Origin of the sequence: Mycetocola sp. JXN-3, from assembly GCF_014522285.1 — a bacterium.
Taxonomy (GTDB): Bacteria; Actinomycetota; Actinomycetes; order Actinomycetales; family Microbacteriaceae; genus Mycetocola; species Mycetocola saprophilus.
Genome location: NZ_CP041635.1, coordinates 13,706 through 35,338, shown reverse-complemented (window position 1 = coordinate 35,338; position 21,633 = coordinate 13,706). Strand labels below are relative to the sequence as shown.

The 21,633-nt window shown below is 66.4% G+C and carries 23 protein-coding genes; 8 read left to right on the top strand and 15 right to left on the bottom strand.

Going from position 1 to position 21,633, the window contains the following annotated elements; translation table 11 throughout:
- Positions 1 to 33: 33 nt before the first annotated feature.
- The 3 genes from C7C57_RS00195 (at position 34) to C7C57_RS00185 (ending at position 4,687) form a co-directional block, all read left to right on the top strand.
- Entirely contained in the window at positions 34 to 3,522 is a 3,489-nt protein-coding gene (locus C7C57_RS00195) for a hypothetical protein (RefSeq protein ID WP_187977137.1), read from the top strand.
- Positions 3,523 to 3,592: 70 nt separating this feature from the next.
- Complete coding sequence (locus C7C57_RS00190) at positions 3,593 to 3,898, top strand: DUF2470 domain-containing protein (protein WP_187977136.1); 306 nt, start codon at positions 3,593 to 3,595, stop codon at positions 3,896 to 3,898.
- A 135-nt stretch (positions 3,899 to 4,033) separates the two neighbouring features.
- Positions 4,034 to 4,687, top strand: a complete 654-nt coding sequence (locus C7C57_RS00185) for a heme oxygenase (biliverdin-producing) (protein WP_030147647.1) — start codon at positions 4,034 to 4,036, stop codon at positions 4,685 to 4,687.
- 75 nt (positions 4,688 to 4,762) lie between these two features.
- On the opposite strand, the gene C7C57_RS00180 is transcribed toward C7C57_RS00185, so the two are convergent.
- Complete coding sequence (locus C7C57_RS00180; RefSeq protein ID WP_255505728.1) at positions 4,763 to 6,085, bottom strand: ATP-dependent RecD-like DNA helicase; 1,323 nt, start codon at positions 6,083 to 6,085, stop codon at positions 4,763 to 4,765.
- A gap of 122 nt (positions 6,086 to 6,207) precedes the next feature.
- On the opposite strand from C7C57_RS00180, the gene C7C57_RS00175 reads away from it, so the two are divergent.
- Genes C7C57_RS00175 through C7C57_RS00160 form a run of 4 tightly spaced genes read left to right on the top strand, consistent with a single transcriptional unit; the run spans position 6,208 to position 7,827 of the window.
- Positions 6,208 to 6,567, top strand: a complete 360-nt coding sequence (locus C7C57_RS00175) for a PadR family transcriptional regulator (protein WP_187977134.1) — start codon at positions 6,208 to 6,210, stop codon at positions 6,565 to 6,567.
- On the top strand, positions 6,564 to 6,959 hold the full coding sequence (locus tag C7C57_RS00170; protein ID WP_187977133.1) for a hypothetical protein: 396 nt from the start codon (positions 6,564 to 6,566) through the stop codon (positions 6,957 to 6,959). The genes C7C57_RS00175 and C7C57_RS00170 overlap by 4 nt, the downstream gene beginning before the upstream one ends.
- Positions 6,932 to 7,645, top strand: a complete 714-nt coding sequence (locus tag C7C57_RS00165; protein WP_187977132.1) for a hypothetical protein — start codon at positions 6,932 to 6,934, stop codon at positions 7,643 to 7,645. The genes C7C57_RS00170 and C7C57_RS00165 overlap by 28 nt, the downstream gene beginning before the upstream one ends.
- A gap of 29 nt (positions 7,646 to 7,674) precedes the next feature.
- Positions 7,675 to 7,827: a hypothetical protein gene (locus tag C7C57_RS00160; RefSeq protein ID WP_187977131.1), complete on the top strand. Its 153-nt coding sequence runs from the start codon at positions 7,675 to 7,677 to the stop codon at positions 7,825 to 7,827.
- A gap of 48 nt (positions 7,828 to 7,875) precedes the next feature.
- Here C7C57_RS00160 and C7C57_RS00155 read toward each other — a convergent pair whose 3' ends face one another.
- From C7C57_RS00155 to C7C57_RS00130, 6 genes are all read right to left on the bottom strand, one after another.
- Positions 7,876 to 9,846 (bottom strand): cytochrome c oxidase assembly protein, encoded by a 1,971-nt coding sequence (locus C7C57_RS00155; protein ID WP_030147643.1) that lies wholly within the window; start codon positions 9,844 to 9,846, stop codon positions 7,876 to 7,878.
- Positions 9,847 to 10,071: 225 nt separating this feature from the next.
- Positions 10,072 to 10,359, bottom strand: a complete 288-nt coding sequence (locus C7C57_RS00150) for an HU family DNA-binding protein (RefSeq protein WP_030147642.1) — start codon at positions 10,357 to 10,359, stop codon at positions 10,072 to 10,074.
- A gap of 281 nt (positions 10,360 to 10,640) precedes the next feature.
- A complete protein-coding gene (rpsN, locus tag C7C57_RS00145; RefSeq protein ID WP_030147641.1) occupies positions 10,641 to 10,946 on the bottom strand; it encodes a 30S ribosomal protein S14 in 306 nt (101 codons plus the stop codon).
- Between the two features lie 2 nt (positions 10,947 to 10,948).
- The gene (rpmG, locus tag C7C57_RS00140) at positions 10,949 to 11,116 is read right to left on the bottom strand and encodes a 50S ribosomal protein L33 (protein ID WP_030147640.1); all 168 of its coding nucleotides are present in this window, start codon (positions 11,114 to 11,116) and stop codon (positions 10,949 to 10,951) included.
- Between the two features lie 2 nt (positions 11,117 to 11,118).
- The gene (rpmB, locus tag C7C57_RS00135) at positions 11,119 to 11,355 is read right to left on the bottom strand and encodes a 50S ribosomal protein L28 (RefSeq protein ID WP_030147639.1); all 237 of its coding nucleotides are present in this window, start codon (positions 11,353 to 11,355) and stop codon (positions 11,119 to 11,121) included.
- Between the two features lie 268 nt (positions 11,356 to 11,623).
- Positions 11,624 to 12,190 (bottom strand): TetR family transcriptional regulator, encoded by a 567-nt coding sequence (locus C7C57_RS00130; RefSeq protein WP_187977130.1) that lies wholly within the window; start codon positions 12,188 to 12,190, stop codon positions 11,624 to 11,626.
- 218 nt (positions 12,191 to 12,408) lie between these two features.
- On the opposite strand from C7C57_RS00130, the gene C7C57_RS00125 reads away from it, so the two are divergent.
- On the top strand, positions 12,409 to 13,020 hold the full coding sequence (locus tag C7C57_RS00125) for a TetR/AcrR family transcriptional regulator (protein WP_030147637.1): 612 nt from the start codon (positions 12,409 to 12,411) through the stop codon (positions 13,018 to 13,020).
- Positions 13,021 to 13,258: 238 nt separating this feature from the next.
- On the opposite strand, the gene C7C57_RS00120 is transcribed toward C7C57_RS00125, so the two are convergent.
- From C7C57_RS00120 to C7C57_RS00085, 8 genes are all read right to left on the bottom strand, one after another.
- Positions 13,259 to 13,663 carry a Fur family transcriptional regulator gene (locus C7C57_RS00120; RefSeq protein WP_030147636.1) on the bottom strand — a complete coding sequence of 135 codons (405 nt, stop codon included), beginning with the start codon at positions 13,661 to 13,663 and terminating at the stop codon, positions 13,259 to 13,261.
- 48 nt (positions 13,664 to 13,711) lie between these two features.
- Complete coding sequence (locus tag C7C57_RS00115; RefSeq protein ID WP_370581460.1) at positions 13,712 to 14,572, bottom strand: metal ABC transporter permease; 861 nt, start codon at positions 14,570 to 14,572, stop codon at positions 13,712 to 13,714.
- Positions 14,573 to 14,640: 68 nt separating this feature from the next.
- Entirely contained in the window at positions 14,641 to 15,498 is an 858-nt protein-coding gene (locus C7C57_RS00110; RefSeq protein ID WP_187977128.1) for a metal ABC transporter ATP-binding protein, read from the bottom strand.
- Positions 15,495 to 16,505: a metal ABC transporter solute-binding protein, Zn/Mn family gene (locus C7C57_RS00105; RefSeq protein WP_187977127.1), complete on the bottom strand. Its 1,011-nt coding sequence runs from the start codon at positions 16,503 to 16,505 to the stop codon at positions 15,495 to 15,497. The genes C7C57_RS00110 and C7C57_RS00105 overlap by 4 nt, the downstream gene beginning before the upstream one ends.
- Positions 16,506 to 16,626: 121 nt before the next feature.
- Positions 16,627 to 17,538: a glycine betaine ABC transporter substrate-binding protein gene (locus C7C57_RS00100; RefSeq protein WP_030147632.1), complete on the bottom strand. Its 912-nt coding sequence runs from the start codon at positions 17,536 to 17,538 to the stop codon at positions 16,627 to 16,629.
- A gap of 67 nt (positions 17,539 to 17,605) precedes the next feature.
- Positions 17,606 to 18,532 (bottom strand): proline/glycine betaine ABC transporter permease, encoded by a 927-nt coding sequence (locus C7C57_RS00095; protein WP_255505727.1) that lies wholly within the window; start codon positions 18,530 to 18,532, stop codon positions 17,606 to 17,608.
- Positions 18,529 to 19,839: a glycine betaine/L-proline ABC transporter ATP-binding protein gene (locus C7C57_RS00090; protein ID WP_187977126.1), complete on the bottom strand. Its 1,311-nt coding sequence runs from the start codon at positions 19,837 to 19,839 to the stop codon at positions 18,529 to 18,531. Before C7C57_RS00090 ends, C7C57_RS00095 begins: the two co-directional genes overlap by 4 nt.
- 477 nt (positions 19,840 to 20,316) lie before the next feature.
- Positions 20,317 to 21,633, bottom strand: a complete 1,317-nt coding sequence (locus C7C57_RS00085; RefSeq protein WP_187977125.1) for a dihydrolipoamide acetyltransferase family protein — start codon at positions 21,631 to 21,633, stop codon at positions 20,317 to 20,319.

The window sequence follows — 21,633 nt, the reverse complement described above, 5'->3', positions numbered from 1 at the left end:
GACCCGCGCCGCCTCGCCCGTTAGGCTGACCGCATGATCGCAGACGAGCTGCTGGACCTGATCGACCCCCTCTCCCCCGCGGATGCGCGGCGGCAAATCGCGCGCCTGGCACGCGAGCTGGATGCGGTGCCCCTCGGCACGCTGTGTGCCGAACTCACCGAACGTGGGCTCCGGGGCGGCGAGGTCGCGGTGGATCTGGCCCGCGAGGCCCGGGCGGTCGCGCCGCTGATCGCGGCCCTCGGGTTCCCGGATGCACGCGTACGCATCCGGGCGATCTCCGCGCTGCCGCGCTGCGCCGACGCGACCGCCGAGACCGTCCTCGACGCCTATGCACGGGCCAGTGCACGAGAACGCCGCGCCCTCCTGCGTGCTGTCCGCACCCTCCACCGCACCGACCTCGCCGACGCCCTGCTGCAGGCGGCCCTGGACTCCGAGCGAATCGAAGATGCCCGCATGGTGCTTCCGGCGGCCTCCCCCACCCGTGCCGAGCAGCACCTGGGCACCCTGCTGCCGGGCAGCGCGCGGCCCGAGCGGATCGCCCGAGCACATCCGGTAGCTTCGGTTCCGATCCTGCTGGAGAGCCTGGATTGGACACCCCACGAAGCCCGAGATGCCGCCTGGGATCGACTCACCCCGGCACTGGTGGCCGCGCTGGCCGAGATCACCCACCGAGTGGACGCCCCCACGTCGACGCCGGACCTGCTGTCCGCGATCCTGGCGGCGGTATCGAGCCATGCTCCCCTGGAGGGCTGGACCGGGACCCACTCCCCGCTCTGGAACGCGCTGCTGCGCGCCGATCCCAACCAAACGCTGCCCCTGCTTGCCCGGGCCCTCCTCCACCCGTACCGTCCGGCGCTTCCCGCGCGGGGCATCGCACGGGAGCTGATCGCAGGAGCCTCAGACCCCCTGCACGATCTCCTTGCCGCCCAGCTGGGTGAGCCTCGACCCACCGCGCTGGCCACGCGGCTGCTCACCTCGGCCGCCCCCGAGGACGCGCGCGCGATCCTGCGCACGCTGATCGAACGCGGTGTGGCGCTCCCCGCGCGCGGCTGGACGGGCGAGCACCTCCTGCCCGCGGCCGCTCGGATAAGCGCGGCCCGGGCCGGCAACCCCGAGTCGGACATCCCCTGGCTGCCGCTTGCCGCGGCCGAGGAACGTCTCGATGCGCGGCTCCGTAGCTCCATCGCCGAGGTCCGAGCCCAGGCCTATCGGGAGCTCCTCGGGGCGGCCGTCCTGGACCCCGGGGCCGACCTCTCTGCGCTGCTGCACAGACTCGACAGGCTCGGCAGCGAGCGCGGCACCGTCCGGCTGGCCGCACTCGATGCGCTCTGCGCGGCCCCCGCATCACGGCTTGCGCGTATCACCGAGGAGTCCCTGTATCCGCTGGTTCACGCGGCCCTGATCGCTCCCGACCGAGATCCGGGCACCCTCTCGGTCCTGGCCAGGCTCGCAATCAGGATTCTGACCGGCACCGACAATACATCCTCGCTCGGGTGGCGAATGGTGGATGCAATCGCCAAGGTGAACCCCCTGGTCTTCCCCCTGGACCGGATCGCCAATCCCCTTTGTAGTCTCCTCCTGGACCGGATTCTCCACCGGGTATCCTCCACCGAAACGCTCGTTCAACTCGCGTGGGAAGCCCCCACGCATCCGGGCCTCGATGCGGCTCTGCTGGCCGCCATCCGGGCCACCGACCCCGACGTTATCTTCGAGTTTTCCCCGCTGATCGGGGCCTGGTTGCGGGATCGGAGGACGCGAGTGGCCCGGGTTCGGGCGCTGCTGGATGATCCACGCCTAGACCCAGACTCGCTCCTCGGTGAGGCCGGCGTGCGGGCGGTCCTCTCCCACGCCGGAAGCGATCTGCTGGCCCGGATCCCCGGTGCCGCGGCCGGCGAACCCGACACCGGGCGTTCGGGCCGCTGGGGATCCTCCGCCCGCACGCTGGTGGCCTCGGCCTATGAGGCGACCCTGCGCGAAGCCGCGGAGAACGAGTTTGTGCGCCTGGCGGCTCTGGGCTCACTGTCCCGTATTCCGGGGCACGGACTGGCAACCCTGCGCCAGGCCGCGCTGACCCCCGAAACACTCATCGAATCGGGCGAGGAGGACGAGGTGATTGCCGCCGAGCGCCTCCGCGGCCGAGCGGTCGCCCTGCTGGGGGCCCGCACCGAGGACACTGGGGCCGACGATGTGCTGTGCGCGCTCCTCTCGGGTGATGCCGTCGAGACCGCCGACCCCGAGACCGCCAATCCCGGGGCGACCGGGTCCGGCGCAAACGGGGCCAATGCAAACGGGGCCGATGCAAACGGGGTCGATGCAAACGCGGCTCACGCAAACGGGGCCGGCACGCCCGCGCCCGCGTCCGGCGCCCTCCGTCGTGTGGCCGGTTCCGCGCTTATTCGCCGCGCCGGGACGCTGACCGCCGCCCATACCGCCGAACTCCTCACCCGCATCGATGCCGCCGCCACCGGCGTCTCCACCCGCCGATTCGCCCTGGCGGCGCTTGACCGGGCCGGTACCGCCGATCACACGGCCCGCCGCCTGAGCATCCTGGGGCCACAGCCGCACCCGGATCTACGCTGGCGAGCCATCGATCTGGCCCTGGCCCACCCCGAGGCGCGCACCGAGCGCGCGTTCGTTCGTGCCGAACTATCGCGGCCGCACTCCCCCGAGGATTCCGAGCGTGCGGGCGCTCGTCTCGCCGCCATTTCCTCCGCCACCCTCTCGCCCGCTGCCCGAGCAGAGGCGCTGCGCGCGGCAATCGACGTGGTGAAAAGCACGGGCGTCTGGGCACCCGCGTCCCTCACGCTGATCCGAGTGTGGGCACCGCACCAGCGGGACCTCGCCGACACCTTCTGGCACGCGGTTGCCCGCGCTCCCGAGGACGTCCCGGTGGCGGCCGCCGCGGTCACGGCCACGCTCCTGGCCGCCGGGCACACCGAGGGTGCGGCCGACGCGCTGCTGACGCTCGCCCGAAACCGCGGATCACGCCTTGCGCTCCTGCGGATCCTGGATCCCGACGCCCTGGTGTCGGGTGCGCCGATCCCCGATTCGGCCGTCACCACGCTTCTGAGCATCGCCCGGTCCCTCTCGGCCACGGGCGAACACGCGCGGATCGCCTCCCACACGGTGTGGGCGCTGACGGCCGCGGCCACGCTGGAACCCGATCGGGTCGCCGCGGCCCTGGCCGAAACCCTGGCCGGACGCGCATCGATCGCCGCCGAGCTGGTCGACTCCGCCGCGAGCCGGACACTCCTGCACCACACCGAACACGCCCTGGCCCTCGCAAACCTGCTGAGCGCGGGCGATCCCGCCACCCAGATCGTCGCCGTGGACCTGCTGGCCGCGTGCATCTCGGGCTCCCGCCTGTCCGGTGAGACCATTGTCCAGTTGCGCGATATGCTCCCCCGGCTAGCCCCGGAGCCCCACGAGCGCGCCCTCGATGCGCTCGCTCGGGCCACCCAGCCGGGCGTTTTTGCCGGATCGAATCCACACCTGCCGATGCGGATCAGTCCGGGATTCTAAGGATGTACGCGGGTCGCACGAATATCCATTAGGCTACTTAGGCAACCCTTACTCTTTCGGAGGATCCGCCATGAGCGCCTTTGTTTTTGCCCCGGAGATCGTCGCGGGCGTCCTGCACCACATGAACGACGACCACAATGACGATAACCTCCTGATCGCGCGCGCCTTCGGCGACCGCGGCGCTACCGGTTCGATCATGACCGCGCTGGATGGCGACGGCGGCACCTGGAGCATCACCGTGGAGGGCGCACCCCGCGACCTCACCGTGAAGTGGAGCACCTCGATCACCGAGCGTCCGGAGATCCGCCGCGAGATCGTGGTCCTCTACGATCTGGCCTGCGCCGAGCTGGGCCTCGAACCGCGCGCCCACGCCTAGTCCGAACCCCGGCCGAAAAACGGCCGAGAAATCACCCTGGACATCTTGCCGACACAGTGCCGGTATGGGTAACCTAAGTAAACGAGCCGCCTTCGGCTCCCCTTCCCCACTCTTCATGTAAATCCGGAGCGTCTCATGACCGATGTCACCCCCTTCTCTACCCAGGTTCGCGAGCGCACCCGCCAGGATCACTCCTCGAGTGAGGGGGCCGATTTCATGGCCGACCTGATGCGTGGACGCGGCACCCGCGAGGACTACGCGGCCCTCACCGCCCAGCACTTCTTCATCTACGAGGCGCTTGAGGCCGCGGCCGATGCCCAGGCCGAGGACGAGGTTGCCGGCAAGTTTGTGTTCGAGTCGCTGCGCCGCCTCCCCGCGCTTGAGCGCGACCTGGCCTTCCTGCTCGGTGACAACTGGCGCGAGCAGATTGCCCCGCTGCCCACCACCGTCAACTATGTGGCTCGGATCAACGAGATCGGCTCGACCTGGGCCGGCGGCCTGATCGCCCACCACTACACCCGCTACCTCGGCGACCTCTCTGGCGGCCAGTACATCGCCCGCCTGATGAAGCGTCAGTTTGAGCTGGATGAGGCTGGCGTGGAGTTCTACGCGTTCCCCGAGATCGAGGACCCGGCCGTCTTCAAGGACGCCTACCGCGAGCTGCTGGACGCCCTGGACTGGGACGAGGCCGAGCGTGAGCGTGTGATCGAGGAGATCGTGCGCGCCTACGCCTACAACACCAACCTGTTTGTGGATCTCGGCGCCGCCAAGGCCACCGCTGCCGCGTAACCACGGCTTTCTCAAACGCGGGTTCCTCCTCGGAGGGGCCCGCGTTTGTGCGTGGGGCGCCGGCCGCTCCGGGCGCTAGTTTGCGGCCGGCTCGGCGTCGGGGCCCACGGATTCGCGGCCGCTCATGAAGCGCACCACATCGGGGTCCACGATCACGTCACTCGGACGCAGCGGACGCGCCAGGTAGAGCCCGTCCAGGCTGGTCAACCGGCTGAGTGCCACATAGGTTTGTCCGGGACTGAACGCGCGCGGTCCGAGGTCCACGATCGCGCGATCGTAGGTCTGCCCCTGGGACTTGTGGATCGTCACGGCCCAGGCCAGCCGCAGCGGGAACTGGGTAAACTCGGCCACGATATCGCGCTTGAGCTGCTTGGTCAGGGCCGAATAGGAGTACTTATACTTCTCCCAGATCGCCGGCTCCACCTCGTGGATTTCGCCGTCCACCTCGACAAACACGTTGGTGTCGATCCGGGTCACCGTGCCGATGGTGCCGTTGACCCAGCGCTGCCCGTCGGGACCGGCGGCGTCGTTGCGCAGGAACATGACCTGTGCCCCGACCTTGAGCTCCAGCTTGTCGTCGGCGGGGAATGCGGACTTGCCAAACTCCCCGGTGACCTCCGCCCGCGCGGTGAGCAGGCGTCCGGGCAGCTTCTTGAGCGCGGCCGCGTTGATCCGGGTCACCGCGTCGTTGCGCGCGGCCAGGGTGATGATCGTGTCGCCATCCTCGGGCAGCGGACGCTCCCCCGCGGCGTTCAGACGACCACCAATTTCGGCGTCCACGGTGCCGTGGCGAACGGCGGTGAGCATCCGGCGGAAATCATTGTCTGCCTGGCGGTGGATCTGCACGAGCTCGATCACCCGCAGCGGGGCCTCCTGCCAGACCTTGGCGTCGAAGAACCAGAATGAGCGGTAGGTGTCGGCGATGTAGTCGCGCTCCTCGCCGTGGCCGGGCACCGGGGCGAGCTGATACGGGTCACCGAAGAGGACAACCTGGACACCGCCGAAGGGCTCGTGGCGGCGCTGGCGAGCCTGACGCAGGCTGCGATCCATCGCGTCCATGAGGTCCGCATTGACCATCGAGATCTCGTCGATAACCAGCGTATCGATGGTGTTGAGCAGCTTTTTGGTCTGGTCGTTCTGCTCGATTTCCTGATCGGCGATCAGCCCGATCGGCAGCCGAAAGAGCGAGTGGATGGTCTGCCCACCCACGTTGAGCGCGGCGACCCCGGTGGGCGCACAGATGACGATGGTCTTAGAGGTGTTCCACGAGAGGTGGTTGAGCAGCGTGGACTTTCCGGTGCCCGCCCGACCGGTCACAAACAGGTGCTCGCGGGTGCCCTCGATAAGGTCAAACACCGCCTGCTGTTCGCTACTGAGCGCGGGTGAGGATGATGACACGCGGGAGCCTCGATTCCAGTTCGGCAGATCCCAGGATACCCCGCCGATCACGACATTTTGGACACGATGGTTTCACTATTACGCATTCCGTAGTAGTGTGCAGTGTGTTGATAGGAGGTTGTGTGGATACAACGCAGCTACTCAAGGGCGTATTAGATATCGCCGTGCTCGCGGTCATCCGCGACGAGGATGGATACGGATACGACATCGTGCGTCGTCTGCGCGCCGCCGGGCTCGAAGACGTGGGGGATGCCTCGGTCTACGGAACCCTGCGTCGCCTGTACGCCGCCGGTCTGGTCTCGACCTACGTGGTGCCCTCCGAGGGGGGACCGCACCGCAAGTACTACGGCATCAACGACCAGGGCCGCGCGACGCTCGAAGCCGACCGTCAAACATGGAACCACTTCGCCCAGCGCCTCGGTGCGCTGATCAATCCCGAGTCGCCCGCCGACTCCGCACCCACTTCAGGGGGAATCAAATGACCAGTATCTCGATTGACCCGCGGGTTGATGCCTTCGCCGCCGAGGTCCGCTCCCATCTGGGTGACCTGGGCCCCGAGGAGGTCACCGAACTGACCGAGGGCCTGGAGGCTGACCTCGCCGAGCGCCTGGCCGACACCGGGGACCTCGGCGACGCCACCGCCTACGCGCGAGAGCTCCGCGAATCCGCCGGACTCCCGGCTCAGGGTCCGCACGTCCCGCCCACACAAACCTCCCGCGAGTGGTGGGCCGAGCGCCGGGCGCAGGCACTCGCGTTCTCCCAGCGTCGCGGAATCGCCCCGATCACACGCTTTCTGGTGGCGCTGCGGCCGGTGTGGTGGTTCGCTCGCGGATTCGCGCTGTTCCTGTGCCTGGGGCCGTTGGGGTACACCTGAATTGGCTTCTTCCGGCGGATGTTCTGGGCTGGATCGCCCTCGCCGCCGCCGTTGTCCTCAGCGTGCAGTGGGGCCGAGGCGTCTGGCTGGGCTCGCGTTTCCTCCGCATCCTCAAGGCCGCGGTGAGTGTCGTGGCGATCCTGGTCCTTCTGATCACGATCCCCACCGCTCTCAACCGGCTCTCCTATGACCCGTACTCGTCCGCATCCTCATCCGGCGACAGCTATGAGGCGCCGGTCCCCGAGGGGCTGCGGATGAACGGTGAGAACGTGCAGAACATCTTCGCGTTCGACTGCTCGGGTGCCGCGATCGAGCGGGTCCAGCTCTTCGACGCGAATGGGAAGCCGCTTGTCCTCGAGGATGCCGATGAGAACGGCCTCCTCACCCGCGATAGTGCGCAGGGCACGCAGACCTATCTGAAGGCGCGCACCGACACCGAACAGGGACCGATCTTTAACGCGTTCCCGCTCTCCACGGTGACCACAACGATCGACCCCGACACCGGAGCGGTCTCGACTCCGACCCCGATCCCCAGCGCAGGCACCCCCGGCGAGGCCCAGCAGGGTACCGCCGTGCGCCCGTTTGAACGCGCCCGCCCGCTGCCGGGCTGCGCCATCACCCCCGACACCCCGGCCCCCGCCGCGGACGCTCCCGCGGACGAAACCCCCGCCGAGCCCACCCCCTAACCATCCACACAGATCACATCGGAGGCATCATGAACGAACGTCTGACCCGCCCCGTCGCCGACACGGACCCGCAGGCCCGCCCGGAGCCGCGCCCCGCGCTGTACTCGATCCCGGTGGACATCGCCCCCTGGCTGGAGCGTGCGGCCGAGGCACACCATCCGGACACACCCCCGACCGTCTAACGCCAAAACGCCCGGCCCCCAGTGGGGCCGGGCGTTCTGCGCTGGGGGCTATTTCCCGGCGTCCTCGCGTTCGGCCATCTTGGCCAGGCGCGCGTTGTAGGCCTTGAGCTCGGCGTCCCCGGAGCGGTCGGCCCGGCGGTCTGAGCGCCGCTGCTCCTTCACATCGTTGCGGCTCCACTGGATGGCCACGGCGATTGCCAGGGCCACCGTGGGAATCTCGCCGATACTCCAGGTGATGCCGCCACCGACCCGCTGATCATCCATCGGCGGATCGCCCCAGGTGCGCCCGGTGGCCCCAAACCAGTCGGCCACAAACAGTCCGGTATTGGACATGATCGCCAGCCCGAAGAACGCGTGGAACGCCATGGTGGCGATCAGCAGGATCAGGCGCATCGGGTAGGCCAGGCGGTGCGGAACCGGGTCGATCCCGATCAGTGACTGCACAAACAGGTACCCGGTGATGACGAAGTGGATGATCATCCACTCGTGCCCGATGTGATCCACCATCGACCAGCGGAAGATCTCGGTGTAGTAGAACACCCAGAGCGATCCGGCGAAGAGCACGGCGGTCACCACCGGGTTGGTGATGATCGTGGCAAAGCGCGAGTGTACGGCGGTGAGGATCCACTCGCGGGCACCGCGAGAACCGTCCTGCCGCTTACGAATGGCGCGCATCGCCAAAGTCACCGGTGCCCCGGGCACCAGGAGTACCGGGACGGCCATGGTGAGCGCCATATGGCCCATCATGTGGGTTGAGAAGAGGAAGCGCTGGTAGACGTTGATGCCGCCGCTGGTGATCCACATCAGCAGCAGCAACCCGGCAATCCAGGACACCGCGCGCAGCCAGGGCCACTTATCGCCGCGCTTGTGCAGGCGATACATTCCGGCGAGGTAGAAGAAGATGCCAAACGCGCCCACCAGCAGCCAGATCAGGTCGATCTCCCACAGCGTGAACAGGCGCCAGGGGGTCAGCTCGGGCGGGAGCTTATCGCCGGTGAGCAGCTCGGCCGGGGTGCGGGTCGGGGAGGTGTCCTCCAGGACCGGGGTGGCGGTGCGGCCGAGGGCCGCGGCGACACCAGACGCGATGCCCATGAACGCCAGTTCGGCCACCACGATCCACCAGAACGTCGAGTTCTTGCCGCGCTTTTCCAGCCGGTCGATCATCCGCAGGCGATACGTTGCCCCGAACAGGCCCAGGACCACCAGCGAGAGTCCCTTGAGGACCACCAGAAGGCCGTAGGGCGTGAGAAGCTGCTCGAGGGACCCGACCCGCAGGGCCGCGCTGGCATAGCCGGAAATGGCGACCACCACGAAGCACACCAGCGCCAGGGTGGAGTACCGGGCGAGGACCACGGGGAGCCGCCCACGTTCCAGATGCGACCGGATGAACACCAGGGTGAGCAGCCCACCCAACCAGATGCCGGCAAACAGGAGGTGCAGGCCGAGGGCCGTGACCGCCTGGCCGTGGCCGGAGGTTCCGGCGGCGTGGCCCTGCTGCGCCATCGGGAGCAGGGAGAACGCGGCCAGGACCCCGACAAAGAACACGAGGGTTTGCCCGCGGACCGAGAAGCACAGCACGGTCACGGCGGCGGCGATCAGCGTGGTGATCAGCCAGGCACGGCCGGCATCCACATCGGTGAAGAAGACACCGATCTTGGATCCGAATTCCTGGGTGAGTTCAAACTTGGTACCGGTGACGTTGAGGAAGGTGAGCACACCGGTGGCCCCCGAGGCGACGGTGAACAGGGCCGCGCTGGCCGAGGCCACGTCGAGGGCCGCGCCGTACTCGCGGCGCTGCGGGGTCAGGGCAAAAAGCACCAGGGTGAGCGCACCGATCATGCCGGCGGCGGTGATGTTCACGATCATCTTGGCGATCGGCAGGCCGTAGCGCACGGTCGCACCGGGGTCGCTGAGCTGCTGCGCCTGGGCACCCCCACCGATCGCGAGCGCGCCAAACAGGGCGATCAGGGCGATCAGCAAAAGTACTGAGGGGGCGACTATTCGGGTTACTCGTGACACCGTCCCAGCCTACGCGAGTACACGCCCCCTTAAAACTCACGCGGCGGGCGGGCGGCCGGCAACGCAAAAGGGACAGGCCCTTGCGGGTCTGTCCCTCTTGAAGCCATAGCGGTCAAGACAGCGTAGCGGCTAGCCCACCAACACCGTCTTCGAACCAGCCGAACCCGAGCAACGCAAAAGGGACGATTCCGAAGAACCGTCCCTTTTGAAGCCGTTTGGCTGAGACTACTTGGCGGCAGCCTTCAGCTTCGAACCAGCCGAAACCTTGACCGAGTGACCGGCCGGAATCTGGATCTCGGCACCGGTCTGCGGGTTGCGGCCGGTGCGAGCTGCACGTGCGGTGCGCTCTACAGCGAGCCAACCCGGGATGGTGACCTTAACGTCGTTTGCAACCGACTCGGCCAGAACGTTGAACAGGGCATCGAGCACGCCGCCGACAGCAGCCTGGCTCTGGCCGGACTCGGAAGCGATCTTCGCAACGAGCTCGGTCTTGTTAAGAGTCTTATCAGCCATGAGTGTCCTCCTCGGACTTTCTTGCAGTCTGTAACTGGTACGTTCCACGAGCTCGCCTGAGTTCGTAGTTGGTCCACGAGGACCGCCTTGAATGTACCAGAAATCCGCATGTTTTCGCGGATATTTCCGCGGTTCCGGCCGAAATTGTCCGCGTGTCGCCGGATTCTTTGATTTTGTTCACAGTCTGCGGCCGGTTTTGTGGGGTTAAACGCCTCAGGGCGCCCGCCGAAGCGGACGCCCTGAGAGCAAGTGTTTCACCGTGTGGTGAGTGGGAGGAAGACCTACCAGCTCGACTTGGTGATACCCGGCAGCTCACCGCGGTGAGCCATGTCGCGGAAGCGCACACGGGAGACACCGAACTTGGTGAGGATACCCCGGGGGCGTCCGTCAACGGCGTCGCGGTTGCGCACGCGCACCGGCGAAGCGTTGCGGGGCAGCTTCTGCAGGCCCAGACGAGCGGCTTCGCGCTCGGCGGGGGTCGACTCGGGGTTAACCAGAGCCTTCTTCAGCTCGAGACGCTTCTCGGCGTAGCGCTCGACGATGACCTTGCGCTGTTCGTTCTTGGCGATCATGCTCTTCTTAGCCATGTTTAGCGCTCCTCTCGGAATTCAACGTGCTTACGCACTACGGGGTCGTACTTCTTCAGCACGATACGGTCGGGGTTGTTCCGGCGGTTCTTGCGGGTTACGTAGGTGTAACCGGTGCCCGCGGTGGAACGGAGCTTGATGATGGGACGTACGTCCTGGTGCTTAGCCATGATTAAATCTTGCCTCCACGAGCCAGGATGTCCTTGACGACGGACTCGATGCCACGAGCGTCGATAACCTTGATGCCCTTGGCGCTCAGGGTCAGGGTAACGTTACGGCGAAGCGAGGGTACGTAGTACGTCTTCTTCTGAACGTTGGGGTCAAACCGACGCTTGGTGCGACGGTGCGAGTGTGAAATGTTGTGTCCGAAGCCGGGAACGGCGCCGGTCACCTGGCACACTGATGCCATTGTGATTCTCCTTGAATACCGCGAAACCGATGGTTTCGCCCAAGATCTCTTGTCGGCACGAAGTGACTCGCACCCGAGAGAGCGAGGTTTTCGTACGATCCAGACGGGGGAGTCCGTCCGGCCAAGGGTCAAGCTTATCTCATAACGACACTCCCGGCAAACCATCTCGGATCGCAGGAACACCGTGGGTTCCCACGATCCGAGATGAGCGCGAGCGGATCGTTCGCCTATAGATAGAGGACAACCCTCCCTATAGAGGGGAACGACCCTAGTGCGCGATCGCCGGTTCGGGATGGGTCACGAGCTCCACAAACCGTCGAAACGCGGTCTCCACCCGGGTGATCGGAACCGCATCGGGCCCGTAGAGGTGGAGTCGGTAGCGCAGCCCGGAGAGCACCGCGACCAGCAACTCGGCCTCGGACTCCGCGGACTCCTCGGTGGCACCGTGCTCGATCGCCCAGTCAAAGAGTGCTCGCACCCAGTCACTGTGCGCGGCGGCAAGAATGCCATCACCCGCGGGATAGCGCAGGCGTTCGGTCACCCCCGCCTCAAACGAGAGCCTTCCGGCGAGTAGGCCCCGACGCGACAGGGACTCCTGCCAGGCGAGCACCCCGGCTTCCACGAGATCCTCGGCGCTGAGATTGCCGGGTTTGATGCCCCCCAGCATCAGTACCTGGCGGTCACGCACCACGCCCAGAATCTCCTGGTCGAGCTGCTCACGATTTCCGAAGTGGTACACCAGCGCGAAGGTGCTCACCCCGAGTGCATCCGCGAGCGCACGGAATGAGGCCTGCGCGAGCGGCACATCCACGAGGAACTCGAGGATCTGATCCAATAATTCTGTTTTTCTTTCCGGATTTCCGGTCCTAGCCATGTTTTCCCCCAAACAACATTCCGAGTCCGCTGCGGTGCGTTCTCGGTCGCGGCTGATTCCGCGGCGCCTCATTGTAAGAACACTTGTTCTGAAAACCGGCTGTGAGTTCAGGAGAACGAACGCTGATGTGTCGCACACTAGGTGTTATTCTTCCGATTGTTATCTAGGAAGGGGACCGCGTGGGCCGTCCAGCAAATCCCAATCGTCGCCCGGAACTGCTCAGTCAGATTCTGGAGCACGTTGCGACCTCGTCGCTGTCTCGTGTCACCTTTCGCAGCCTCGCTGGCGCACTGGGGGTAAGCACGTATGTCCTGGTGTACCACTTTGGTTCACGCCGGGATCTGATTGACGCCATCCTCGATGAGAGCGTGCGCATGCGCCGCGAAGCACTCGAGGGCGTGGACGTGGAGTCCCTGAACCGCGAGGAGATGCTGGCCTGGATGCGCGAGGCGTTTATCACCTCCCTCGAGCCGCGCCACCTCCCCGGGATTCGCCTGCAGTTCGAGGCCGGATCCCTCGAGAGCATCGATCCGGACATCGGCACCCGCATCACCGATTCCTATGCGGTGTGGAACGAACTCTTCGCGGCCTGGCTGCGTCGCCAGGACGTGCCCGAGACCGAGGTGGCCCGCCTCGCCCTGCACATCACCAACTGTCTCTTTGGCACGCAGTTCGGCTACCTGATTAGCGGCGACCGCGCGGCAACCATCGACGTCTTCGACATTGCCCTGGCCACCACCGTCGGACAGATCGACGCCGTCCGCGCGGGCATCCCGGCCGTCACCAACTAGCCATAAACGGGCCAAAACCGGCCCGCCGCGCCCGGGAAAACGCCGTGAGTTTGTCCCTCATCCGGGGGGCGAATTTGGGGCAATAATCCGATTTTCCCGGTGTCGATGCGACAGCCCGCTCCGGAGCGTGTTTCCTCAGAGACAACTTCGACCCGATCTTCATCAAACAATTCAGGGGCACCCGGCCACATGGCCGGGTGCCCCTGAGTTGTTGTGAGACTAGGCAGTTGGTGTGCGACTAGGCGCGGGCGGCCGCCGCGGTGCAGTCGGCGCACAGCCCAAAGATGTCGACCACGTGGCGGGCCTCGGTGAAGCCGTGCTCGGCGGCAACCCGGGAGGCCCAGGCCTCGACCTCGGTGGCCTCGATCTCGGCGGTGGTGCCGCACTGACGGCAGATCAGGTGGTGGTGGTGATCCATCGTCGCGCAGGAGCGGTAGATGGCCTCACCCTCGGGGGACTGCAGCGAGTCGGCCTCGCCCTCGGTCGAGAGATCCGCCAGGGCGCGGTAGACGGTGGCCAGGCCGATGGGGGAGCCGGTGCGGTGCAGCTCGGTGTGCAGCGCCTGCGCGCTGATGAAGCCCTCGGAGCGCTCCAGCGCCTCACGAACGGCCTCACGCTGCCAGGTATTACGCCGAACTGCCATGATGCACCCTACTCTTTCCGCCCGGTTGGGCGCTCGTGGGCGGCCGCGTTAGGCCGCCACTGCGACGGTCTCGCCGGATGGGCGAAACGACCGCGTCTTGGTGCGGCGCGCCTCGATCAGACGGCACACCAGGTAGATCGCAAACGAGATCGTGGTGATGTACGGGCTGATGGGAAGCGAACCACCCAGTGCCAGCAGGATACCCCCTACGGCCGAGACAAAGCCAAACAGCATGCTCAAAATGGGCACCAGAATGGGCGATGCGGACACCCGCATGGCCGCCGCGGCCGGGGTGACCAGCAGCGCCAGCACCAGCAGCGCACCGATGATCTGCACCGAGACCGCAACCATCAGGCCCAACAGCAGCATGAAGGTCAGTGACACCGCGCGGGTGGGGACGCCACGAGCCGAGGCCACGTCGGCATCCAGCGAGTCAAAGCTCAGCGGGCGCCACATGATGCCCAGGCCCAGCAGGACCACAATGCTGATCACAATCAGCCAGATCAGCTGCGGGTCATCCACCGAGACGATCTGCCCGGTCAGCAGGCCAAACTTATTGGCCGTGCGCCCCTGGTAGAGGGCGAGGAACAGAATTCCTAGGCCCAGACCAAACGGCATCAGCACGCCGATAATCGAGTTGCGATCCCGAGCCCTTGATCCCAGCACGCCGATGATCACCGCGGCAATCAGCGAACCCACCAGCGATCCGGCGACCACATTCACGCCGAGCAGCAGCGCGGCGGCAGCCCCGGCAAAGGAGAGCTCACTGATTCCGTGCACGGCGAATGCCATGTCGCGCTGCATCACAAAGACGCCGATCAGGCCGCCCACGATGCCGAGCACGGCACCGGCGATCACCGAGTTCTGCACTAGCTGGAGGAGTTCGCCGTAGTTGGCAAACGAGAACATCCGCGACCAGAGGTCATCCCCGCCGCCGGCAGCGGCGGTCAGGATCAGGGGAGCGAGCGCGGTGGTCATCAGGATGCCTCGGGGGTTTCGTTGTGGGGGTGGTGATCGTGGGTGTCCGGCAGGCCCATCACCACGATGCGGCCGTGCGAGCGGAACACCTCCACCGGGGTCTGGTACAGGTCGCTCAGCACGTCGCTGCGCAGGACCTCGTCCGGGGTGCCCTCGCGGAAGCGGCCGCCGGCGAGGTAGAGAATGCGGTCGACCATGCCCAGGACCGGGTTCACGTCGTGGGTCACAAACACGACCGGGGTACCGTGGCTGCGCCGGCGGCGGTCGATCAGCTCGGACACCTCACGCTGATGGTTGAGGTCGAGGCTCAGCAGCGGCTCATCACACAGCAGCAGGTCGGGATCGCCGGCGAGGGCCTGGCCGACCCGCAGTCGCTGCTGCTCGCCACCGGACAGGGTGCCGACCGGGGCGTTCGCGAAGTGGGTCGCGCCCACCGATTCCAGCAGCCCATCCACGCGCTCACGCTCGCCGCGACGAGGGAGGGGCAGTCCAAAACGGTGCCCGTTCACGCCCAGGGCCACCAGGTCGCGGGCGCGCATCGGGGTCCCGGCGGGAATCATCTTCTGCTGCGGGATGTAGCCGATGCGGCGATCGCCGCGACGCACGGGCTCACCGCCGAAGTTGATCTCGCCGGCGGTCAGCTCCTGCTGACCGAGGATCGTACGCAGCAGGCTGGACTTACCGGAGCCGTTGGGCCCCAGAACCGCGAGAAACTCCCCCCGGCACACGTCCAGGGAGAGGTCGTCCCACAGGGTGCGCCCGCCGAAGCCGAGGCGCGCACCCCGCAGACTGAGCACCGGGGCACCCGGGTGGCCGTGTTCATGCTCGGCCGCGGGTGCGCCCGGTGCGGCCGTCACTTACCGACGACCTTTGCGAGGTTGTTGATGTTGTCCTGCATCCAGCTCACGTAATCCTTCTTATCCGGCAGGGTCTCGGTGAAGTCGACCACCTTGACGCCCGCTGCCTCGGCGGCCTTGCGGACCTGCTCGGTCTCGGGGCCACTGGTCTGATCATTGTAGGCGAGGAGGAGGACATCGCCTGCACCGACGGCCTTGAGGGTGGCCTGCATGACCGCGGGGGAGACGTCGGTCCCCTCCTCGACGGCCTCGCTGTACTCGGACGGGGTCACGTTGTTCAGGCCCACGGAATCCAGCAGGTACATCGGTACCGGCTCGGTGATCGCCGCGTTCTTGCCCTCGAGCTCGGGCTTCAGAGCCTCGGCGCTCTTGGTCAACTCATCAAGCTGGCCCACGAACTTCTCGTAGTTCTTGTGGAAGGCGTCGGCCTCGGCCGGACGGGCGTCACCCAGCACGTGGGCGAGGTCGTGGGCGACGTTCTTGACACCCTCGAAGCTGTACCAGACGTGCTCGTTGAAGCCCTCGACGTGGTTGTGCACGTCGTGATCCTTGCCGGCCTCCTTGGAGGAGTCGTCGACCTTGGCGGTCTCATCGTCGTGATCGTGGTTGTGCGCGGCGTGGCCGGGCAGCAGACCCGAGGCCTCGGCGGCGTCGACCACCTTGGGGGCGGTGCCCTTATTGGCATCGAGAATGGTGTTCATAAAGTCGTCGTATCCGCCACCGTTTTTGATGACCACGTCGGCCTTGGAAACCGCCAGGGTGTCCTGCGCGGTGGCCTCATAGCTGTGCGGATCCTGCGCGACCGAGCTGATCAGGCTGGTGACAGTGCCGTGATCGCCGACAATCTCCGAGGCGATCGAGCCGTAGACGCTCGTGCTGGCCACGATCGAGATCGGGGCGGTGGAATCACCACTGGAATCTGCGCTTCCCGGGGAGGTGGAGCAGCCGCTCAACACCAGTGCGAGGGCGGGCAGCGCGATCAGGGGCGCGAGGAATCGTTTCTTCATATGAGAAACATTATCAGTAATGATAACCATTCTCAACACGGGCGAATTCCGCCAGGTCCATCTCGGTTAACGCGTTCGCCCGCCCCCGACGTTCCGGGGGCGGGCGAACGCGCGGGGGAGACTAGGACTTCAGCGAGTCCACGTACTCCTTGTTGTCGGCCATCCACTTGCGGACCAGATCCTGCGGCTTGCCGTCGCCACTGTTAAACAGGGCGTTCTCCAGCGAGGCCAGGGTCTCGTCGTCCATGGTGAAGTTCTTGATCCGCTTGGCGACATCCGGGAACTTCTTCTCGAAGCTCGTGCTGCCCACCGAGTGCACACTCTCGGCGGTGCCGAGCGAGTTCTTCGGGTCCTCCAGGTCGCGGATCGGGAAGGCATCGTAGGCCCAGTGCGGCTGCCACAGGGTCACCGCGATGTTCTCGCCCTTGGCGGTGGCGGCCTTGAGCTCACCCAGCATGGCCGGGGTCGAGGAGGTCACCAGCTTGAGCTTGTCGCCGATCTTATAGTCGGGGAACACGTTGTTCTGCACCTGCTTGGTCAGGCCGGCACCGGCCTCGATCCCCACGATCCGGTCGCCGAACTTATCGGCGTTCTCGACCAGCTCATCGATGGTCTTGATCGGGGCGTCCTCGTTCACGGCGATGGTGAGCTTGGCGTTGTCGTACCAGGAACCGAGGTCCACCAGCTTGTCGCCGAAGCGCTCGAACTGGTCCTTATGGGTGGTCGGCAGCCAGCTGTCCAGCAGCAGGTCGTAGTCACCCTCGGAGATTCCGGTGTACACCGGGACCACGTCGGCATAGGTCAGCTTGACGTCGTAGCCCTCGTCGTCCAGCACGGCCTTCCACAGCTCACTCGCGGCGATCCCCTCATCCCAGCCGTTGAAGACCGCGATGTTCAGCGCCTTCTCGTCCCCGTTGTCCAGGGTGGCGGCGGGTCCCGAGGACGAGCAGCCGGTCAGGGCCAGGGCTCCGGCGGCGATGATGCCTCCCGCGGTCAGCAGGCGGCGGGTCTTGGTGTTTCGAATCTTGGTCATAATAAATTCCCTTCGGTGGCGACAACGCGGTCGCCACTGATCAATCGAAAATGTGTGTATTGCCTGGTTATGCGGCGGCGGGCGCCGGGGTTTCCTGAGCGGCGGCGGCACGCTTGCGCGGGAAGCGGCGCTGACGAGGCTTGGCCAGGGCGGCGGTCATCCGGTCGAGGTAGACGGCGAGGATCACCACACCGATACCCGCCTCGACACCCAGTCCGGTGTTGAGCTGGGTCAGACCCGCAACCACGTCGGTTCCCAGGCCCTCGGCACCCACCATGCCGGCGATAACCACCATCGAGAGCGAGAGCATGATGACCTGGTTCACACCGGCCATGATCGTGGGCATCGCCAGCGGCAGCTGAATCTGGCGCAGGATGCGACCGGGGGAGGCACCGAAGGCCTGTCCGGCCTCGACCACCTCGCGGTCCACGCCGCGAATACCCAGCTCGGTGAAGCGCACGCCGGGGGCCAGCGCGAAGATGATCGTGGCGACGATACCCGGCACCACACCCACCCGGAACAGCACCAGGGCGGGGATCAGGTAGACGAACGCGGGCATGGTCTGCAGGAAGTCCAGGATTGGGCGCACGATGGCCGAGGCGGTATCCGATCGCGCGGTCAGAATACCCAGCGGTACCGCGATAATCAGCGCGATCACGCTGGCCACGATGACCAGCGCGAGCGTGTGCATCGCGTTTTCCCACTGCGAGACACCCACCACGAGCAGCAGCCCGGCGAGCATCCCCAGCGCAAACTTCCAGCCGCGGACCCAGAGGCCCGCGAGGACCAGCACCAGGATGATGATCCAGAACGGAGGTCCGGCAAACACGGTGTCCACCGCGTCGTACATGCCCTTAAAAATGGCGCGGATGACATCGAAGAAGCCCGAGAGGTTTGTGGTCACAAACTTCTCGATCGACTCGACCCACTCGCCCAGCGGCACCCGGCCGGTCTCCCAGAAGCGGTCCCAGCCGCCCGTCATCGGCGCGATCATGCGTGACCTCCCGTGCTCGTGGTTGCCGATTCGGGCGTGTCACCGGTCGCACGCAGCGTGGCGGTGATCACGTCCACCGGCACGGTGGCCGGGGCGATGATGGCGTTTTCGGCGGTGATGACGGGCTGCACGTTGGCCAGCGCCGCCAGCAGGGTCACCCGCGGAACGGTGCCCACCAGGCGGTTTTGATCATCGACAACGGCGACCGGCATCGGGCTCTCGGCGGCGGGCTCAAACAGGTCCACCAACAGGGAGTCGCGGGTCACGGTCGCGGCGGTCTCGCGCAGGGCGGGGGAGAGATCCCGTGCCCCCGCACGCACCAGGTCGAGGACCTCGCGGTCACGCACCACCCCGAGCAGGGTCCGGCCGGGGCCGAGCACAAACACGGTGGAGGTCTGGCGATCCCGCATCACCCGGAGGGCGGCGCGGGGGCCGGCGGAGAGCTGGACCACCGCATGCGGGGCCTCCATCACGCCCTCGGCGGTCAGCACGCGGGCGCGGTCCACGTCGTGCACAAACTGGGCGACGTAGTCGTTGGCGGGATCGGTGAGGATCTCATCCGGCGTGCCCACCTGGACAATGCGGCCATCGCGCATCACGGCGATCCGATCGCCGAGGAACATGGCCTCGTTGAGGTCGTGGGTGATGAAGATGATGGTTTTGCCGAGGTCGCGCTGGAGGTCGACCAGCTGCTCCTGCATCTCGCGGCGGATCAGCGGATCCAGGGCCGAGAAGGCCTCATCCATCAGCAGCACATCGGTGTCCGAGGCCAGCGCGCGGGCCAGGCCCACCCGCTGCTGCATGCCACCGGAGAGCTGACCGGGCATCTTCTGCTCCCAGCCCTCCAGGCCCACCCGGGCCAGGATGTCCATGGCGCGGGCACGGCGCTCGGCCGCGGGCACCCCCTGGATTTCCAGTGCGTAGGCTGCGTTATCCAGCACCGTGCGGTGAGGCAGCAGCGCGAAGTGCTGGAACACCATCGAGATGGATTCGCGGCGAATCTCGCGCAGCTTGCTCGCCGGGATTCCGGCGATTTCCTTGCCCATGACCCGTACGGAACCCGCGGTGGGCTCCCACAGTCCGTTGAGCATCCGGATCAGGGTGGATTTTCCCGAACCACTCAGGCCCATGACCACAAAGATTTCGCCGGGCTTCACGTCGAAGGACGCGTCGATGACGGCGGCGGTACCGAGGCCCGCGATCTCCTCGCGGGATGCGCCGGCACGCAGTTTATTCAGGGCTTCTCGCGGCTTTTTTCCGAAAATTTTGTAGAGGCCCGAAGCCTCTACCGCAAAGTTATGTGACACAGATTTTTTCCGGTCATCCGGGCGACGTTTCCGCCAGCGGCCGGGTGACACTCGCTCTTACGTCCGGGTCTTCCGCGCCCGGCATACCCCCGTGCTCAAGCCTTCCCGAACATCGGTGGTAATCGGGTGGCGAAGGGTGGCATGCCCGGGGCGATCATGGGATCGCCGCCGGCGTGACTGACCATACGCCCGGGTGTCATTTCCACTGAAAATGACTTCCGGCCGCGGGCTCGTTGCGGACCTTTGTCCGTCAACCACGCTAACAAGGTTCGGGGGTGAGTTGCCAATCGAGAACCTTGAGATCGCGCTCAGGGCACAAAAATACCGCGACCTGAGTCGCGGTAAAAAGCTGGTCAAACGCTAAATATCGAGGCGTTACCGGAACGTTACATCACGTGCATGCAAACTCGGACAAACGCACTCACCCCCGGGCATGTTGTCTCTGAGGCAACCCGGGGGTGAGTGGGGCGAAAATCGCTAGTCGAGCAGCAGTGCGGGCTCCTCAATAATGGATGCCACATCGGCGATGAAGCGGGAGACCACATCGCCGTCCACGACGCGGTGATCGAAGGATCCACCGATCGTGGTCACGAAGCGCGGACGCACCTCGCCGTCCACGACCCAGGGCTTCTGCTTGATCGTGCCGAGTGCCACGATTCCGACCTCGCCGGGGTTCAGGATCGGGGTACCGGTGTCCATCCCGAACACACCGATGTTGGTGATCGTGATCGTGCCATCCTGCATATCCGCCGGGGTGGTCTTGCCGTCCCGGGCGGTCAGGGTGAGCTGCTCAAGCGACTTGGCCAGCTCGAGCAGTGACATGCCCTGAGCCTCCTTGACGTTGGGCACGATCAGGCCGCGCGGGGTGGCCGCGGCGATGCCGAGGTTCACGTAGTGACGCACGATGATCTCGTTCTCGGTCCAGGTCGCGTTGACCGTGGGGTTCCGACGCACGGCCCAGATGATCGCGCGGGCCATGATCAGCAGCGGGGACACCTTGACGCCGGCGAAGTCGGGGGAGGCCTTGAGGCGCTTCACAAACTCCATCGTGCGGGTCGCATCCACGTCCACAAACACGCTCACATGCGGCGCGGTGAACGCGCTCTGCACCATCGCCTGGGCGATGGCCTTCCGCATGCCCTTGACCGGGATCCGCTCCTCGCGCTCGGGCGCCCAGGCGGGGGTCTCGATGTTGCGGAACACGCTGGCCTGACCGGCCGAACGCACCACGTCATCACGGGTGATCTCGCCCACCAGGCCGGTGCCCTGAACCGCGGACAGGTCCACGCCCAGGTCCTTGGCCAGCTTGCGGATCGGCGGCTTGGCGATGATCGGGTTGGCCGAGGCTGCGGGCACGCTGGGCGGCGGCACCGGGGCGGCCGCGGGGGTCGGGCGGCCGCGGCGACGCGAGGTCACCGATCCGGCCGATCCGTACCCCACCAGCACCGAACCGGAACCCTCGGGCTCGGCGGCGATCGTGGACTGGGTGTCGGCGGCGGCCTCGACCACCGCGGCATCCGGGACCGGGGTGGCCGCCACCGGAGCGGCGGCGGCACCGTCGTTGACGGTGACGATCGGGGTGCCCACGTCCACCGTGGTGCCCTCGGCCACCAGGATCTCGCTGACGGTACCCGCAAACGGGGACGGCAGCTCCACCAGGGACTTGGCCGTCTCGATCTCCACCAGGGTGTCGTTGATCTCCACCCGGTCGCCCGGGGCCACCTTCCAGGAGACGATTTCGGCCTCGGTGAGGCCCTCGCCTACGTCCGGCAGGGGAAAACTCTGCTCGCTCAT

Coding starts and splice junctions, on each gene's coding strand:
- C7C57_RS00195 (WP_187977137.1), top strand. CDS start 34: ATGATCGCAGACGAGCTGCTGGACCTGATCGACCCCCTCTCCCCCGCG.
- C7C57_RS00190 (WP_187977136.1), top strand. CDS start 3,593: ATGAGCGCCTTTGTTTTTGCCCCGGAGATCGTCGCGGGCGTCCTGCAC.
- C7C57_RS00185 (WP_030147647.1), top strand. CDS start 4,034: ATGACCGATGTCACCCCCTTCTCTACCCAGGTTCGCGAGCGCACCCGC.
- C7C57_RS00170 (WP_187977133.1), top strand. CDS start 6,564: ATGACCAGTATCTCGATTGACCCGCGGGTTGATGCCTTCGCCGCCGAG.
- C7C57_RS00160 (WP_187977131.1), top strand. CDS start 7,675: ATGAACGAACGTCTGACCCGCCCCGTCGCCGACACGGACCCGCAGGCC.
- C7C57_RS00150 (WP_030147642.1), bottom strand. CDS start 10,359: ATGGCTGATAAGACTCTTAACAAGACCGAGCTCGTTGCGAAGATCGCT.
- rpsN (WP_030147641.1), bottom strand. CDS start 10,946: ATGGCTAAGAAGAGCATGATCGCCAAGAACGAACAGCGCAAGGTCATC.
- rpmG (WP_030147640.1), bottom strand. CDS start 11,116: ATGGCTAAGCACCAGGACGTACGTCCCATCATCAAGCTCCGTTCCACC.
- rpmB (WP_030147639.1), bottom strand. CDS start 11,355: ATGGCATCAGTGTGCCAGGTGACCGGCGCCGTTCCCGGCTTCGGACAC.
- C7C57_RS00120 (WP_030147636.1), bottom strand. CDS start 13,663: ATGGCAGTTCGGCGTAATACCTGGCAGCGTGAGGCCGTTCGTGAGGCG.
- C7C57_RS00115 (WP_370581460.1), bottom strand. CDS start 14,572: ATGTTCTCGTTTGCCAACTACGGCGAACTCCTCCAGCTAGTGCAGAAC.
- C7C57_RS00105 (WP_187977127.1), bottom strand. CDS start 16,505: ATGAAGAAACGATTCCTCGCGCCCCTGATCGCGCTGCCCGCCCTCGCA.
- C7C57_RS00100 (WP_030147632.1), bottom strand. CDS start 17,538: ATGACCAAGATTCGAAACACCAAGACCCGCCGCCTGCTGACCGCGGGA.
- C7C57_RS00095 (WP_255505727.1), bottom strand. CDS start 18,532: ATGATCGCGCCGATGACGGGCGGCTGGGACCGCTTCTGGGAGACCGGC.
- C7C57_RS00085 (WP_187977125.1), bottom strand. CDS start 21,633: ATGAGCGAGCAGAGTTTTCCCCTGCCGGACGTAGGCGAGGGCCTCACC.